This window comes from Sporosarcina sp. Y838, assembly GCF_056786515.1.
Genome location: NZ_JBXCJD010000001.1, coordinates 227831 through 244889, shown reverse-complemented (window position 1 = coordinate 244889; position 17059 = coordinate 227831). Strand labels below are relative to the sequence as shown.

Genomic DNA, 17059 nt, shown 5'->3' with positions numbered 1-17059 from the left:
ATTTCCATTTCACTCTGCAAGCTATTTATTTGTGTAAGGAGTGAAGGGTTGATAGAATATCAGTACAGTCAGAGCAAAGGAGATTGACAGAATGATGCGAAAACCTTTGATCCCTTTTGAGGAGATCGGTGCTACAAAGTTATCGGAACTTATCGACCTGTTTTACGCTAAAGTTGCCGTACACCCGGACCTATACCCGATTTTCCCGGACGACCTGACAGAAACAGCACGTAAACAAAAACAATTTCAAACACAATATTTAGGCGGCCCCAATTTATATACTGAAGAACATGGCCATCCCATGATGAAAGCACGTCATATGCCATTTCCCATTACTCCAGTTCAAGCAGAAGCATGGTTAGCTTGCATGGCAGAAGCGATGGATGAGGTAGAACTTGATGAAAAAATACGTGATATCTACTATAAACGCCTCGTCTTGACTGCCAATCATATGGTGAACAGGACCGGGGGAGAGATAACGTGAATCGACGAAATTTGATGGAGAATCCGGTTATTCCTTCCTCATGCAAAAGACCTGTCGAGTTGTATGTTTATATCGACCCGTTATGCGGAGATTGCTGGTCACTTCAGCCTTTACTTCGGAAACTGCAAGTGGAGTATGATCGATACTTTACACTGCGTATCGCATTGCGTACATCACTGCCCAAGATGAATCTTCAATCTAAGGAAAAATTCATTGATGAGCTGGCTTGTGAAAAAGTCCATCCCTCTTTTCCAAGCATTGCTGTTAAAACTGCGGAGTTTCAAGGTAAACGTGCCGGGTTCCGTTTCTTATCCAAAATGCTAGAATACTCATTTTTGAAATCTAGGAATGTCTTATCATTTTCGGTACTCCTTGAAATTGCAAATAAGGTAAATTTAGATGTCGACGAATTCATTCAGGACTTCTCTTCAAAAAATGTGTTGCGGTCTTTACAAGTCGATTTGTATATGGCAAAAGAAATGGAAGTCGACAAAGCCCCTACCTTCGTTTTTTTCAATGAAAACATTGAAGATGAAGGATTGAAAGTAAGCGGTTTGTATGACTATGAAGTGTACGAACAAATATTGGAAGAACTGATAGGCGGGCCTGTTTTCCCTGATATCCCTCCACCTTTAGAGGATTTGTTCCAACGATTCGATACACTTTCCACAATAGAAATTGCCAACATTTACAGCATCTCAGAGAAATCCGCTGAGCGTGAACTTAAAAAACGACTTCTTCAACAAAATGTTGAACGCGTTTCCTTTCAAGATATAACACTATGGCGTAAAAAAAAGAGCTAATTCATTAAACAAGCATCGTCCCCCAGAATTTATGGGAGATGATGCTTGTTTGATTGGGAATGGGATGGATTGCGCATTGTGGAAGAGTATTCAAAGTTGTCTGGACTACTATAAATTAGCACGATTGATTCATGGATATTTGGAGGTAAGTCATGACTATCTCACTCACAGACAATAACGATTCAAAGAATGCCATGCGTTTTAAATAAGCCCGCCATTTTCCGCCAACAGAAAAGAGCACTCACTCCTGGGGGGGAGTGAATGCTCTATATCAAAGGGAATGGGGGAAATGTTCACGTTCAAACAAAAGGGGTGTATGTTTGGTATGTGATTTATTTCACATCCTTATCTTATCACAAGATAATAGTAGCATCAACAATTCACAAAGAATTTCACAAGAACGTCACATTGACCGTTACACGAAGGCGGCTTACTTTATATTTTTCGAAATCTATGATAAAAAACAGCCTTATCCGCTTTTAAAATAGGCGGATAAGGCTGTTTCTGTATTTTATCTTTATTCAGCAGAAGACTCTCACCTCCATAGGTGGGAGATAAATGCGGTTTTGTTTTCCTGTTCAGCGAGTGTCCAAACGATTACGCCGAGGCGTAATTGATTTACTTTTTCAAGAGCAGGTCCTCTAATTCATTTAATTTCTCTTCGAAAACACGACACGCTTCTTCAATTGGCGCAGCGCTCGTCATATCAACGCCTGCCTTTTTAAGAACTTCAATTGGATAATCGGAAGAACCAGCTTTCAAGAAGTTATTTACATAACGTTCAACAGCGGGCTCCCCTTCTGTCAGAATTTGATTGCTGAGCGCAACTGCAGCACTATAACCTGTTGCGTATTGATAGACATAATAATTATAGTAGAAGTGAGGAATTCTAGCCCATTCCAAACCGATTTCTTCATCGACAACCAAGTCTTCACCGAAATATTTTTTATTGAGCGCATAATACTCTTCAGTCAGTTTTTCCGCAGTCAAAGCGACCCCTTGCTGGTCAAGCTCGTGAATCAGGTGTTCGAATTCAGCGAACATCGTCTGACGGAAAACAGTTCCTCTGAAACCATCGAGCCAATAATTCAGTAAGTAAATGCGTTTTTGTTCATCATCAATTGTTTTCAAGAGATGATCATTCAATATAGCTTCATTCACTGTTGACGCAACTTCCGCCACAAAAATGGAGTATCCGCTGTAGACATATGGCTGGCTTTTACGTGAATAGTAACTATGGACGCTATGTCCGAATTCATGTGCCAGCGTGAATAAGTTGCTGACATTATCTTGCCAGTTCATTAACACATAAGGATTCGTTCCATAGGCACCTGAGGAATAAGCTCCAGAACGTTTCCCTTTGTTTTCACGGACATCGACCCAGCGGTTTTCAAGGCCTTCTTTGACGATGGAGACATATTCTTCACCAAGCGGATGGAAACTATCCAGCATCGTCTGTGCGGCTTCATCATATGGAACTTTCATGTCAGCATCCTTTACGAGTGGTGCATACATATCCCACATATGAAGGTCTTCAAGTCCAAATACTTTTTTACGAAGTGCCACATAACGTTGCAATAAGTGGACGTTTTTGTTGATCGTAGAAACTAGGTTTTCATAAACTTGTTCAGGAATATGATTATTCGACATTGCCGCTTCACGAGCAGATGAATAATTACGGATGCGTGCGTTAACGTTATCGCTTTTCACATTCCCAGAAAGAGTCGATGCAAAAGTATTCTGGAATTCACCATACCTTGTATACATCGCTTTGAATGCTTCTTCACGAACGCGTGGATCGTCACTCTCTAAGAACCTCACATAGCGACCATGTGTTAACTCTATTTCTTCTCCCTTTTCGTCTTTAACCATCGGGAATGTTAAATCAGCATTGTTTAACATACTGAACGTTTCTGAAGAATTTCCTGTCACTTCCGATAACTGGGCAAGAAGCGCTTCTTGTTCAGCCGGTAGTACATGTGGTCTTTGTGTATTAATTTCTTCGAATTCCTGTTTATAAAGACGAAGTTCTTCATGTTCAACAACCTGTTTGTCGAGTTCAGCTTCATCAATTGACAGAAGCTCTGGGAGGAAGAATGATAACGCAGTTGACACCTTGACATAGAGTGATTTCACGCGACTATCCATCGCCTGGTAGAAGCTGTTAGTTGTATCCTGGTCAGTCTTTAGATGCGCATATGTGTAAAGCCTACGCAATCTCTCTGAGAGTGTGTCACGGTATTTTAGAGCATTGTATAATGCATCGCCGCCATTGGTTAATGTCCCTTTATAAGACTCTGCCTTACCGGAGAACGCTTCCACTTCAGTGTATTCTTTTTCCCACGCTTCATCTGTTGCAAAGATATCTTCAAGACGCCAAGTTTCCTCTACTTTTACTTCCTCACGCGTTAGTACTTTGTTTTTGTTTTCGGACATTTTCATTAATCCCCCTTCTCCCTTTATTTCGGGATACGAATCAATTCTATTTTCTCAATTTTCGCTCCACTTTGCAAGGAATCTTTCTGATAACAACTCAGAAATTTCTTCTTCACTTATAACTGTACTATCTTTAATGGAATGAACGCCAATGAAACGAAGATATTTCAAGTATGCAAGACATGCTTTTAGCTGTCCCTCTGACGATCCATTCAATCGGGATACATATCTTCTGACCTGGCTATTTGTAATTTCCATTATATTAATCCCTTCCCTATTCACGTGATAGAGGAAAGCCAATTGCCATTCACAATCATGCTCCTTAAATACATTGTTAAAAAGAACGGGTAATCCAATCCATTGCGGAAGATGCGCAGGTAAAGTACGCATTTCATAGCACATTCTTAAAAAAGGATTATTTACACCTTTTCTATTCAATAATATGCATGATTGAATAAATTGATTTCGCATAGATATATAAATTGCTGTATACTTCCTGATTTCATTCTTTGATGGTGCTTTTGGGCGTGCAAAAGGAAAGATTTGAAGGGATAACGGCAAAGTCCGATGCATGCCGATATAACGCTTACCAGCAATACAAATTAGACTAGTGAGGTAGTGAAAACGTTCTGTTTGGGGGTTATATGTGAGTAGTGTAAGACCTTCAGGGGATGTATTTGTTAAGAAACTCTCATGAAATTTTGATAAATGAAATACGCCTATACCTACGGGCGCATGCACGAATTTTGCCGGCGTATGCAAAATCCAGATTGGATTCATGCCAATACTACGATAGCCATCTGATCTAGATTCAATGTCAGCAATCGGAATGGTGCTGCATTGAAATTCGATTGGTATTGATTCTGTTGGTGTAGTTAAAAGAATATCGGGTCTTTGCGTCAGCATTTTCAAAAAGGGTTCAAGTTCTACATCTTTCGCGTATTGTTGCAGAAACCCATATAATTGCTGTTTTCCTCGTAAATGTTCTTGTGACTCGCCTTCAGAAAAAAGGGTCGAACAGGATGCGCCTTTCATATGTGAAAAATGAGGAACTTTAATATCACCAACTTTTAACTGAACCTGTGTATTACATTGTTGGCAATAGAATAATTGTAACTGTCGCCACTGTCTCAATTTTTCTCTTTTTAATTTCCTAGTTAGTACAATGATTTCACCTTCGCCTGTTTTAGCTGTAAGAATAAACAATCCCCTCCCTCATCTTCAATAGTACGAAAATTCAAATAAAAACGCAAACAAAAAAGCTACCCGTTGAACTGCACCTCTAATTGTTAGGTTGAGCTAACAATTGTAGTGCAATTCAATAGTAGGTAGCTGTTTTAAGAAACTTTAATCAATCTCCAAAGTACTGTTGCACTTTTGCAAACACATCAGTGTCCATAATGAGGTCGCCATATTCTTCAATTCTATGAATTGTCAAATTTGATGGATCTCCAAATTCGGACATTACGCTAAACAAATCCGACTTACGCGAATCGTCCATCGTATCGACATCATATTCCACATGTAGATAGTAGTTATCTTCAAATGAATACAGCGATGTTTTTACATCATAGTCTGCTGCTTTAACAGATAATGGAATGAGGTAATCAAAATCAGTAAAGACGAACATATTGTCAAGCCACTCGTATGCGATATCGTCTATCTCTGACATTTTCGAGTTATTTCCATCCGCATCATCGTCAAACATTTTCCCATGTTGAAATAACTTTTTAGGATCATCCATTGTAAATGGTGATTCTAATGGTTCGCCATCCTCTGACATTTGTGCTCGCGTGACAGTCACTTCAATACCGCCATTCATCGCGTGGACCTGAATCCACAATGGTCCCTCAACTTCAAATTCGGCTTCGTCATTCACTTCTTCCATCATTTCCCAGAATAATTCCTCGCTTTTATCGCGATTATACCAAACTTCTTCACGGGTAAAGCCACGCTCTTCTATATCAATATATGAAAGAAAGAACTTAACTGTATTTTCATTAATGCGCTCTATTTCCATCCCTTTTCTCTCCCTTCCTTGGAACAGGACAAGTCCAGTTCCCTTCAATGTGTGTAAAAAAACTGCAATGCTTATACTTACTATATGACCGTCCTCTACGATTTGAAAGGGTTACGCCTTAGGACGAATAATTTTGATAGTAATAGCATTGTAGAGAACATCCACCAGGAAAGCAAGAGAAATACAAAAAGCTGATAGGAATACGGCATTTTGCAATGTCAATCCCTATCAGCTTCACACTATTGGTTTGATTAGTTTACCATGCGCCGCGCTTCTTGCAGCTGATAGGCTCTTACTTTTCTCGGTAGGAATCGGCGAATTTCATCTTCATTATAGCCTACTTGAAGCCTTTTTTCATCTAGGATGATTGGTCTCCTCAAAAGACCTGGATGTTCTTGAATTAGCTCGTACAGACGTTGCAGTGGAAGACTTTCCACATCAACATTTAGTTTTTGGAATATTTTTGAGCGAGTGGATATAATTTCATCAGTTCCGTCCTCAGTCATTCGAAGAATTTCTTTTATTTCATCAATATTCAATGGTTCTGAGAAAATGTTACGTTCAGTATACGGAATCTCGTGTTTCTCTAACCATGCTTTTGCTTTTCTGCATGATGTACAGCTAGGTGAAGTAAATAATGTAACCATCATATGCTGACACTTCCTTTCAGTCGGCTCGAATGTTTTGATATATATTTTTACAAGTAAATTAGAATAACTTTAATCTGATTGCTTCTATTTTCTATTATACACGTATTCATTACTGATGAATACACTTTTCCAGAAATATTCATTGGCTCATACACTATTGTCACAATTCCACAACATTAAAGGCTTTTGTTGAACTTTAACAGTATGTGTTTGTACTCTCTACTGTTATACCCGAAAGGAAAAATAATTAAACATCCCTCTTTCAATTAAATCTATTTCTCATTTAGATTGTATCTAATTGAAAATAAGTACTTCATCATTTAATTATCTACACTATATAATACGTCTTATAGTGGTAAAGGTTTCATTAAATAAAAAGAAAATCCAGTAACAGCAATCGCGTTCCTGAACTTTCTGTATGTCATGGATTGTAATTTACACCTGGTGAATATTTGTTTCCTGCATTCCATAGTAGATATTCGTTTATACCGTTATCCTTCAGACCTTGGATTTGCGCATCGACTTCAGCTTTTCCATAACGCAAATAATTTCCTGATCCAAGCCATGGTGCACTAAAATCTTGTATCCAAGGTCGTGATATCGGTGGATTGTCAAGCTTAGCTAGCACTGCATTTTCTAACTTGGCGTATTCAGAAACCAATTTATACGGTTCAAGGTCCGGCTTTTTAATACCAAAATAGGACGTCCAGTGACTTGGATAAATCATCGATGATATGACATCCACATTTTCCGATATCTTTCCGAAGTTCTGTCCGATACCTGGCGCTTCCGGGAGCGTTGCTGCATAACCGAAAATATCAACTGATACTTTGACGCCATATGGTTTCAATTGCTCACGTGCATAGGCAACGAATTCCGTAATTGCTTCTACACGGCGTTGTACAGGGTCGAGTTCAGATTCCGCATAGGATTCATATGTATACTTCAACGAATCATGACGTTTTTCAAAGCCTTCTGGAAAACGAACATAGTCGAACTGAATTTCTTGAAAACCCATTTTAGCAGCCTCAATGGCAATATTGACATTGTGATCCCATACTTCCTTCATGAAAGGATTGACAAATGATTCTCCCCGTCCATTTTTCCATACGCTGTCGCCCTCCATGAATGATAAATCCGGACGCATTTCTGCAAGGACACTATCTTTAAATACAACAATACGGGCAATTGGATAGATTTCCTTTTCTTCTAATGTCTTCAACATGATTTGAGGATTTTCAATATAAGGTTTACCAATCCCCAATGCTTTCAAGGGTGAATCATCAGCAGGTTGATAGGTAATGTTTCCAAAATCATCTTTAATATCAATAACCATTGCATTCAGTTCTGTCTTATCTAGCAAATCTGTTAAATAATTAAAACGTTCACCGCCCGCAGAGTGCCCTGTTACGTAGACACCCCGAATTGCATCCGGGTATTCAAATGTCAGTCCTGAATCGAAGCTGAATAGCGTTGAGGAGGCAACCATACTCTCATCTATTGCTTCAAAACCATAAGAGCGTTCTGCAAAATCTTCGTGTTTTTTAACTTCGTCGGCATCTGTCTTGATTGGTAGCGCAATTGCTAGAATAAGCAGCATAGCCGGTAACCATATCTTTGTTTTCATAACAATCGAACCATCCTCTCTTTTCAATCATTCTATCAAATTGACTACATGAATAATAGCGATATATAGAGAATTGCCAGTTTCCTTGTCGAAGACCGACCTAGTTTCATATATTAGCACAGCTGTCGATAAACCAGTAATAAGTATAAAATACGGGCGGAAGGGATTAAAAACCTCATTTTTCACTGGACTATTTCAGGTCCGCTTACGGCTAATTAAAGACGACACTTTTACCGAGGGGCAAGGATGTCTAGAAGTGACTCCGTCACTTCTAGACACACTCTTTAGGGTAATCCTGTTGCGATTAATTGCCTGTCGCGATCCTACAATATTCAAGTGAAAAATGCTGTTGCTTTGAAATAAAAGAATAAATGCCTTTCTATAAAAGGTGTAAGTGCCCGAAGATATAATTTCGGGCACTCTTGCACGTTGTACATTGTATTCTCTGCTTTAAAGTAATAGTTCCTAAAATTAAATAGAGATCCTGTAGAAGAAGGTTAGAGCAGTCAAAATTGTATTTTTGACTGCTCTAACCAAGCGAGAAGCGATCTATTCATTCGTCCCAAAAACCTTCGGTACTAGTGTCTTTGGAGAGCGCTGAATGAACAATCACCATACGATTACCGAAAAAAATAAGGAGGGATGCGACAAAGTCGCATCCCTCCCCTTATCAATACACCTCGTTGACGCTTTAGAAGTTGTTCAATTCAAAGCGAACCAATAGCTATTCTACATGTAGTGCCCAGTGTGTGAACTAGTAGCTAATTACACTGAAAAGGAATCAAATTCACGTTGTGAGCAAAGGACAAAATGTCCCGGTGATACTTCGCGCATGCTCACTTCTTCATCTTCAGTGTAGTTATGTGCTTTTGGATTGTAGCTCTTACGGACACGGCTACGTTCATAAGCTGGATCCGGTAACGGAATCGCTGATAGAAGCGATTGTGTATAGGGGTGTAAAGGTGCAGTATACAACACATCAGCAGGTCCAATTTCGACAAGTCTACCGAAATACATAACACCTATCCGATCTGATATATACTTTACCATTGAAAGGTCATGCGCAATGAATAGATACGTCAGTCCTCTTTCTTCTTGAAGCTCTTTAAGCAAGTTAACTACTTGTGCTTGAATCGATACGTCCAACGCTGAAATCGGCTCATCCGCGATGATAAATTCAGGTTCAACTGCTAGCGCACGTGCAATACCTAGACGTTGACGCTGTCCGCCTGAAAACTCATGTGGATACCGGTTCGCATGCTCGCGATTCAAACCGACTGTTTCCAACAACTCGTGGACACGTGCTGTACGTTCTTTCGAGTTCTTAACAAGCCCATGTATATCGAGCCCTTCGGCGATAATATCAAGCACTTTCATTCGAGGATTCAATGAAGCATAAGGATCCTGGAATATCATTTGCATTTTCCGGTTAAACTCTTTCAGTTCTTTCTGCGATTTTTTCGCATGCACGTCGATGCCATCATAGATAACTTCTCCGCCTGTTGCATTATAAAGCCGAATGATTGAACGGCCAGTCGTGGATTTACCACAACCTGATTCACCTACAAGACCGAGTGTTTCCCCTTTATAGATGTCGAATGTAATATCGTCAACTGCACGCACTTCATTCTTTTTCCCATAATTGAAATACTGCTTCAAGTTTTTGATTTCTACTAATTTTTCAGCCATTAACGGTCACCTCCTGCATTACCAACGTAGTAACGACTTCCGGGGAATCTCTTCATGCGTTCCATGACGGCCACTGGAGGATCCACTTGAGGCGCATCCGGATGCAGAAGCCATGTGGCAGCATAATGCGTTTCACTCACTTTAAATAGTGGCGGAACCTGTTCAAGATCAATCTTCATAGCGTATTCACTGCGCAGTGCAAACGCGTCCCCTTTTGGAGGATCCAACAGATCTGGAGGCGTCCCTGGAATCGCATATAGTTTTTCGTCTATTGTATCGAGTGATGGCATAGAACTCAGCAAGCCCCATGTATACGGATGCTGCGGGTTGTAAAATATCTCATCCACCGTTCCCACTTCGACGATTCGCCCACCATACATGACCGCTACACGGTCAGCTACGTTCGCTACAACACCTAGGTCATGTGTGATAAATATAATCGACGTATCGATTTTCTTCTGAAGGTCTTTCATTAACTCTAAAATTTGGGCTTGGATTGTTACGTCCAAGGCAGTTGTTGGCTCATCCGCAATGAGTAATTTTGGATTACATGCCAGTGCAACAGCGATAACGATACGCTGGCGTTGCCCACCTGAAAATTGGTGTGGGTATTGTTTCATGCGCATATCGGGCTGAGGCATGCCGACAAGGCCCAATAACTCAATCGATTTATTCCAAGCATCGGATTTACTAAGCTTTTGGTGTTTCAACAACGGCTCCATAATCTGCTTGCCAATTGTCATTGTTGGATTGAGAGATGTCATCGGATCCTGGAAAATCATCGAGATGTCTTTTCCACGAACTTTTTGCATCTCTTTTTCAGGAAGTTTCAGTAGATCTTTTCCTCCGAATAAAATTTCACCATTTTTATATTCTGTGCTGGATTTAGGAAGCAGTCGCATGATAGATTTTGTCGTTACTGATTTACCTGAACCCGACTCACCAACAATCGCGAGGGTCTCCCCTTTGTAAACTTCAAAATTGACGCCTTGAATTGCTTTCACTTCTCCTGCAAACGTATGGAAGGAAAGCTCCAGGTTTTTCACTTCAACAATTTTCTCCATTTCACTTTCCTCCTTTAATCTTTCATTTTCGGATCAAGTGCATCACGCATTCCGTCCCCGATTAAGTTGAACGAAATCATCAGAATACTCAAAACAAATGCCGGGAAGAACAAAATATGCGGCTGATACTGAATGAATTTATAACCATCATTAATCAGCGTTCCAAGAGACGCTTCTGGCGCTTGAAGACCAAGCCCGATAAAGCTTAAGAAAGCCTCGAAGAATATCGCAGTCGGAATTGTAAACATCATATTGATAACAATGATCGCCATAATGTTCGGTAGTATGTGTTTGCTGATAATTCGTCTATCACTTGCACCTAACGTTTTGGCCGCCAAGACAAATTCCTGATTTTTAAACTTAAGGACTTGGCCGCGGACAATACGAGACATGCCGATCCATCCGGTTATCGATATGGCAATAATGATTGCCCAGATACCCGGTTCCATAATCATTAGCATCAGTATTACGATGACTAGCGTTGGAATTCCGATTAACACTTCTACAACCCGTTGCATAATGTCATCGGTTCGACCCCCATAATAACCGGAAATCCCACCGTAAATAACACCTATTACAACATCAATGAAAGCAGCAACGAAAGCGATGATTAAAGAAATTTGCGTTCCTTGCCATAGACGTGAAAACAAATCTCGTCCTAGGCTATCTGTACCAAACCAGTAATACTCGTCAACCTTCTTCAGTTCATAGAGATTGACTGTTTTTGTACCAAGTTTACCTTCACCATCGAAAATCCCTAGTTTTTCAAGTCCCGGAACTTTCGGTGGCAAGCTCGCATGCGCTACTCTTACATCCTCTGGATCATGTTCAACCATGTAAGGGCCAGCAAATGCCATAAATACGATAAAGATTAAAACAAACATACTAACGATAGCTGCTTTATTTTTCCGAATACGAAGCCAAGCATCTTGCCAGAAACTCAAACTAGGTTTCGAAATTCTTTCTGCATGTGAACTATCTATCGTAATCCGTTCAAACGAATCCTTTGGTAATTTATCAAAGTTTTTATTCATTAATTGGAACCTCCAGACAAACGGATACGCGGATCAATAATCCCATAAAGAATATCCACAATTAATATGATCACAATGAGGAGGACTGAGAAGAACATCGTCGTACCCATGATGATAGAAAAGTCGTTCGTGCTAATAGAAGTGACGAACTGCTCACCAATACCTGGAATTGCGAAAATCTGCTCTACTACGAGTGATCCTGTCAATAATCCAGCTGCGAGCGGTCCAAGTACCGTGACGAGTGGAATAAGCGCATTACGAAATGCATGTTTGAAAGCTATCTCAAACCAGTTTGCACCTTTCGCTTTCGCTAACAAAATATAGTCTGAACTTAATACTTCTATCATTTCTGTACGAATGAACCTTGCCGAGACGGCAATCGGGCCCATTGCTAGTGCGATGGATGGCAGAATACTTGACCTCCATCCTTCCCAAAGACCGACAGGCAGCCATTCAAGCCATACCGAAAAGACATATTGTAGCAGAACGGCAAAGACAAACGATGGTATCGAAATTCCTAGAATTGCGATTATTGTACTTCCATAATCCCAGACTGTGTTTTGCTTCAAAGCAGCAATCATCCCGAGAGCGATTCCTATTAAAGTACCGAAAATGAGCGCTTGGGCACCTAGAATAGCTGAGTATTTTAGTTTCTTCACAATTAGAGTAGTTACATCCGCATTTTTATATTGGAACGATACACCAAAGTCACCTTTTGCAAGGTTCCCCATATACCTGACGTACTGTACGGGGATTGGATCGTTCAAGCCATATTTCTCATAAACGACCTCCCTTTGCTCAATGGATAATTTTTCTGCGGAAGCTAACGGGGACCCTGGAAGCAGTTTCATAAGGACAAATGTAAATGATGCGATTAGAAATAGTGATAGGAACATATAAATCACGCGTTTTGTGATATACTTTGCCATTTTCATACCTCCTGGAAATTCGTATTAAACCTACTACATAGTCAATTTGCAATAAATTGATAAAATGAATTTTTAGTTTGTTCCATCTCAGTGAAAAAGAGAGTACATGGTCAGAAATACCCATATACTCTCTTTTCTATAAGATTTTAAGCTAACAAATTGTTATTCTTACTTTTCTGCAGCGTCGATGTACGCCCATTTGTAGCTATAGTCGCCACCGAATGGATGTGTAGCAAGATCTTTTACTGCTGGATTCATAAGAACCATTCTTCCGCGTTGATACTGAGGTGCAATAGCCACGTCATCTTCAAGAAGAATTTGTTCAGCTTTTGCAAAAGCTTCAAAACGTGCTACTGGATCAGTTGCGATTGTCGTTTTTGTAGATTCAATCAATTTGTCATACTCAGGATTAGAGTAGTTCATCTTGTTTTGTGGGCTTCCTGTTACGAACAATTCCATGAACGAGATTGGATCCTGGAAGTCAGGGCCCCATCCAGCTGATTGAATATCGTAATCACTTGTATCATCAAGTTCAAGACGTACAGCGAAAGGAACTTCTTTCAGTTTGATCGTCAAACCTGGAAGGTTTCTTTCAAGTTCAGATTTGAACCATTCTTGTTGTTTTTTAGCATTTTCAGTGTCTCCACCAAGGATTTCAAGTTCAACTTTATCTGTACCTAATGCTTTAAGTCCTTTTGCCCATGAAGCTTGTGCTTCTTCAACGTTATACACAGCGAATTCCTTGCTGTAGTCACGGAAATCTTTTCCGTCTTCGTCAAATGTGAAAGCAGTTGGTACTAAGAAGTTTGCAGCGATAGATCCATTGGCAAGAACTGCGTCTGCAAGTTCTTCTTTGTTATACGCTGTGGCAATTGCTCTACGAATGTCAGCATTAGCAAGTGGCGTAGCCTTACCACCACGTTCTTGGTTCATTTTGAAGTAGAATACTGCTGTTTCCATCTCATTGACGATGTCTGGATTATCAGCAAATTGCATTGCGTATTCAGCAGAAAGTTTTACACGGTCTTTCTTGCCTTGTTCATATAATTTAACTGCTGTTGCAGTTTCTTTGACAACGTCAACAACGATTTCATCAAGTTTTACAGTTTCTGCATCCCAATATTTATCGTTTTTAAGATATTTCCAACCGCTTGTACCATCCCAATCAGATAATGAGAATGGGCCGTTATAAATCATGGCGTCAGAGTTAGATGCATATTTGTCGCCTTGTGCTGTTACAAACTCTTCATTAAGTGGTAAGAATGTCCCGAAAGACATAAGTGATAGGAAGTAAGCAACCGGGCGTTCAAGTTCAATGATAAGAGTTTTATCATCTTCAGCTTTAATGCCTAGGTCTGCAATTTCTGCTTTCCCTTCGCCGATTTCAGTAGCATTTTTAATCATTCCTGCCATCAAGTACGGTCCGTAAGGTGAACCTGTGTCAGGATCAATCGCGCGCTGCCAAGCATATACGAAGTCATGTGCAGTTACAGGTGTTCCATTTGACCATTGTGCATCACGAATTTTGAATGTATAAGTCAGTCCATCTTCACTGATTTCTGGCTCACCTTCTGCCATAGCTGGTACCGGAAGGCTTTCTTGGTCAAGGCGGTAAAGCCCTTCCATGATGTTGTTCAGTACGTTGAAACCAACTGCATCTTCTGAAATTGATGAGTCAATAGAAGGAATCTCTGCCTCTTCAACCAAATTAAGAACTTGTGCTACATCTTCAGCAGGTTCTTCCGTAGTTCCTTTGTCTTTGTCTTTGTCTTTTTCCGGTTCTGTAGTGCCTGCGTCTTCATTTTTGTCGCCGCACGCTGCTAGGAACACGCTAAGTACAAGCATGATACTAATTAGCCACATAAACTTGTGGGTTTTCAAATCGATGACCTCCTCTAAATTGTCTGATAACTAGGTACTTCATCATTATACTATGATTATTTCAGTTGTACATACCTTTTTAAAATATCATAGTGTACTAATACAGATATTATTCCTATAATGCTATAATGGTAACGCTTACAGCAGAACTTTTTGGTAAAACATTCATAAACTTTTTTCTGTACTATTGATTTTTTCTGTCTATACCATTACTATTACTTTGGAACGAGGTAGTTATATGAAAACAATTTTCCGTAACTTTCTAATCACACATCTACTAATTGCTGTAATGATGCTTGTCTATTTCAAAGAGATGACTCTCCTCTCTTATATAAATGCATCTTTCATCATTGGCGGTATTATAATGTTCATCGGTTTGGTTTCACTTGTTTTTTCAACCGGTTTTTTCGATGTATTCACGGTAAGCATGAGAAAAGTATTTACATCTAAGAAACGAATGGAAGATGTCATGTCAATGCGAAAGCCTTCAGAAATATTTACAGGGAATGTTGGCCCTTTTCTAAGCGTTGGTGCACTCATCCTCGCTGTAACAGGAATTGCCCTCGTTATCTTCTATTTATAAGGAACCCGCCTATTGCATTGTTTTCTTTTACGCTTTATAATGGTGAATAACATTTATAGCGAATGGCTTTGAAGGAAAAGAGTATTTCAGTATTCGTATTGCAGAGAGCTTGTGGTTGGTGCAAACAAGCATACTAAACTGGAAGAATGGGATCCTGAGCCTGACAAGTCAACCCACTTGAGTTCGTTCAATTTAGCTTGAATTTATTGATCGAACCGTGTGGAAATTTGTCACGTCCCCCGCGTTATGGGAATCAGAGTGGCCTTCGGGCAATTCGGGTGGTACCACGGTTGATCAAACATCAGTCGTCCCTTTTTTACGGGGACGGCTGATGTTTTTTTATGATTGAGGAGGAGATGTAAAGATGAAAACCATTTTTTCAGGCGTTCAGCCTACAGGAACAGTGACACTGGGCAACTACATTGGAGCGTTCCGTCAATTTACAGAGTTGCAAAATGACTTTGAATGTCTGTTTTGCATTGTTGATCAGCATGCGATTACAGTTCAACAGGATCCGGTGGAACTCGCAAAAACCATTCGTTCTCTAGCTGCCATTTATATTGCAAGCGGGATTGATCCTTCCAAGGCGGTATTATTCATCCAGTCGGAGGTTCCGGCGCACGCACAAGCAGGATGGATGATGCAATGTATATCGACGATCGGCGAGCTTGAGCGCATGACACAATTTAAGGATAAGGCGGAAGGCAAAGAAGGTGTTTCGGTTGGCTTGCTGACATATCCACCACTTATGGCCGCTGATATTTTAGTGTATAACACTGACATCGTTCCTGTCGGCGATGATCAGAAGCAACACCTCGAGTTAACACGAGATTTGGCGGAACGTTTTAATAAGAGATACGGCGAGGTCTTAACAATTCCTGAAGTCCGGATTCCAAAGAATGGTGCACGTATCAAATCCCTTCAGGATCCCTCAAAGAAAATGAGTAAATCCGACCCTAATAAAAAGGGAACCATCTCTCTTCTCGATTCACCGAAAGATATTGAAAAGAAAATCAAAAGCGCAGTGACTGATTCAGAAGGCATCGTTACATTCGATATCGAGAATAAGCCCGGCGTATCAAATCTGCTAACAATTGAAGCTGCATTGTCTGGCGTGTCAATTGACGATCTCGTTGCGAAATACGATGGTCTTGGATACGGTGCATTTAAAGCGGGTGTTGCTGAAGCAGTTATTAATCATTTGACGCCTATTCAAGAAAGATATTATGAATTGTTGGATTCAGCTGTTCTTGATGAAATTCTGGATAAAGGTGCGGAGAAAGCAAACGCAATTGCGTCTGTCACTCTCGGTAAGATGGAGGCCGCGATGGGGCTCGGACGTAGACGGTAAGAATGATCACGATTGAAGAAATGACGAACAGTGTAAAATCTGCCGTACGTAAAATAAAATAGAATATTTGATACCATTCATATCCTAGTGATCTGTAGTTAAAATAGAAAATCATATTTGAAACTGTAACGACAATGAGTCCGTAGCTCATAAGGAATAGGAATAACCTTGTCATTATGCATCGTCCTTTTGATTTTCTTTGATTATATGACTGCATGCCCCTCTTTTAGACGAAAGAGGGGCTTTTGTGTGGAGTAAATTTAGAGATATAGTTGGTTGGCTTATATGGCTAGGGCAATTTGGAGTGTGGAATTTAGATTTCTTGGCGCTTTGGGGATGCCTCTCGCCATGAGCCTAGATTAACGCTTCGCATCCAGTCTTATAGCTTCGCCGACCCCTTTGCCGCGCCGGCACTGGAGTGTAACATTATTGATTGAGTTTTAGTTCAGAGTGTGGAATTTATACCGCTTGGCGCTTTGGGGATGCCTCTGGCCCTGAGCCTGGAATA

Annotated in this window: 15 protein-coding genes and 1 other annotated feature; of the genes, 4 read left to right on the top strand and 11 right to left on the bottom strand. The window is 40.3% G+C overall.

What is annotated here, in order from left to right; all coding sequences use genetic code 11:
* Positions 1–91 precede the first annotated feature (91 nt).
* Together AC1TO4_RS01130 and AC1TO4_RS01125 are read left to right on the top strand one after the other, a co-directional pair.
* Complete coding sequence (locus AC1TO4_RS01130; protein WP_482100239.1) at positions 92–484, top strand: globin domain-containing protein; 393 nt, start codon at positions 92–94, stop codon at positions 482–484.
* A complete protein-coding gene (locus AC1TO4_RS01125) occupies positions 481–1287 on the top strand; it encodes a DsbA family protein (protein WP_482103812.1) in 807 nt (268 codons plus the stop codon). The genes AC1TO4_RS01130 and AC1TO4_RS01125 overlap by 4 nt, the downstream gene beginning before the upstream one ends.
* 618 nt (positions 1288–1905) lie before the next feature.
* On the opposite strand, the gene pepF is transcribed toward AC1TO4_RS01125, so the two are convergent.
* The 10 genes from pepF to AC1TO4_RS01075 form a co-directional block, all read right to left on the bottom strand.
* Positions 1906–3723, bottom strand: coding sequence for an oligoendopeptidase F (gene pepF / locus AC1TO4_RS01120; RefSeq protein ID WP_482103811.1), 1818 nt, complete (start codon positions 3721–3723; stop codon positions 1906–1908).
* Between the two features lie 54 nt (positions 3724–3777).
* Positions 3778–4929 carry a competence protein CoiA gene (locus AC1TO4_RS01115; RefSeq protein WP_482103810.1) on the bottom strand — a complete coding sequence of 384 codons (1152 nt, stop codon included), beginning with the start codon at positions 4927–4929 and terminating at the stop codon, positions 3778–3780.
* A 145-nt stretch (positions 4930–5074) separates the two neighbouring features.
* The gene (gene mecA, locus AC1TO4_RS01110) at positions 5075–5743 is read right to left on the bottom strand and encodes an adaptor protein MecA (RefSeq protein WP_482103809.1); all 669 of its coding nucleotides are present in this window, start codon (positions 5741–5743) and stop codon (positions 5075–5077) included.
* 251 nt (positions 5744–5994) lie between these two features.
* Positions 5995–6390 carry a transcriptional regulator SpxA gene (gene spxA, locus AC1TO4_RS01105; RefSeq protein WP_482100600.1) on the bottom strand — a complete coding sequence of 132 codons (396 nt, stop codon included), beginning with the start codon at positions 6388–6390 and terminating at the stop codon, positions 5995–5997.
* A gap of 424 nt (positions 6391–6814) precedes the next feature.
* Entirely contained in the window at positions 6815–8020 is a 1206-nt protein-coding gene (locus AC1TO4_RS01100; protein WP_482103808.1) for a putative glycoside hydrolase, read from the bottom strand.
* A gap of 765 nt (positions 8021–8785) precedes the next feature.
* Positions 8786–9709: an ABC transporter ATP-binding protein gene (locus AC1TO4_RS01095; RefSeq protein WP_482100233.1), complete on the bottom strand. Its 924-nt coding sequence runs from the start codon at positions 9707–9709 to the stop codon at positions 8786–8788.
* Positions 9709–10773 carry an ABC transporter ATP-binding protein gene (locus tag AC1TO4_RS01090; protein WP_482103807.1) on the bottom strand — a complete coding sequence of 355 codons (1065 nt, stop codon included), beginning with the start codon at positions 10771–10773 and terminating at the stop codon, positions 9709–9711. Before AC1TO4_RS01090 ends, AC1TO4_RS01095 begins: the two co-directional genes overlap by 1 nt.
* Before the next feature lie 14 nt (positions 10774–10787).
* The gene (gene opp3C, locus AC1TO4_RS01085; protein ID WP_482100231.1) at positions 10788–11807 is read right to left on the bottom strand and encodes an oligopeptide ABC transporter permease; all 1020 of its coding nucleotides are present in this window, start codon (positions 11805–11807) and stop codon (positions 10788–10790) included.
* Positions 11807–12736 (bottom strand): oligopeptide ABC transporter permease, encoded by a 930-nt coding sequence (gene opp3b / locus AC1TO4_RS01080; RefSeq protein WP_482103806.1) that lies wholly within the window; start codon positions 12734–12736, stop codon positions 11807–11809. The genes opp3C and opp3b overlap by 1 nt, the downstream gene beginning before the upstream one ends.
* A gap of 168 nt (positions 12737–12904) precedes the next feature.
* Positions 12905–14617: a peptide ABC transporter substrate-binding protein gene (locus AC1TO4_RS01075; RefSeq protein WP_482103805.1), complete on the bottom strand. Its 1713-nt coding sequence runs from the start codon at positions 14615–14617 to the stop codon at positions 12905–12907.
* A gap of 238 nt (positions 14618–14855) precedes the next feature.
* Between AC1TO4_RS01075 and AC1TO4_RS01070 the strand changes: the two genes are divergently transcribed.
* Both AC1TO4_RS01070 and trpS read left to right on the top strand, forming a co-directional pair.
* A complete protein-coding gene (locus AC1TO4_RS01070; RefSeq protein ID WP_482103804.1) occupies positions 14856–15200 on the top strand; it encodes a DUF3899 domain-containing protein in 345 nt (114 codons plus the stop codon).
* A 59-nt stretch (positions 15201–15259) separates the two neighbouring features.
* Positions 15260–15516 (top strand) — a binding site (T-box leader).
* 48 nt (positions 15517–15564) lie between these two features.
* Positions 15565–16551 carry a tryptophan--tRNA ligase gene (gene trpS, locus AC1TO4_RS01065; protein WP_482103803.1) on the top strand — a complete coding sequence of 329 codons (987 nt, stop codon included), beginning with the start codon at positions 15565–15567 and terminating at the stop codon, positions 16549–16551.
* Here the strand turns inward: trpS and AC1TO4_RS01060 are convergent.
* Positions 16502–16666 carry a hypothetical protein gene (locus AC1TO4_RS01060; protein ID WP_482104032.1) on the bottom strand — a complete coding sequence of 55 codons (165 nt, stop codon included), beginning with the start codon at positions 16664–16666 and terminating at the stop codon, positions 16502–16504. The two genes, trpS and AC1TO4_RS01060, sit on opposite strands and share 50 nt — an antisense overlap.
* Between the last annotated feature and the right edge of the window lie 393 nt (positions 16667–17059).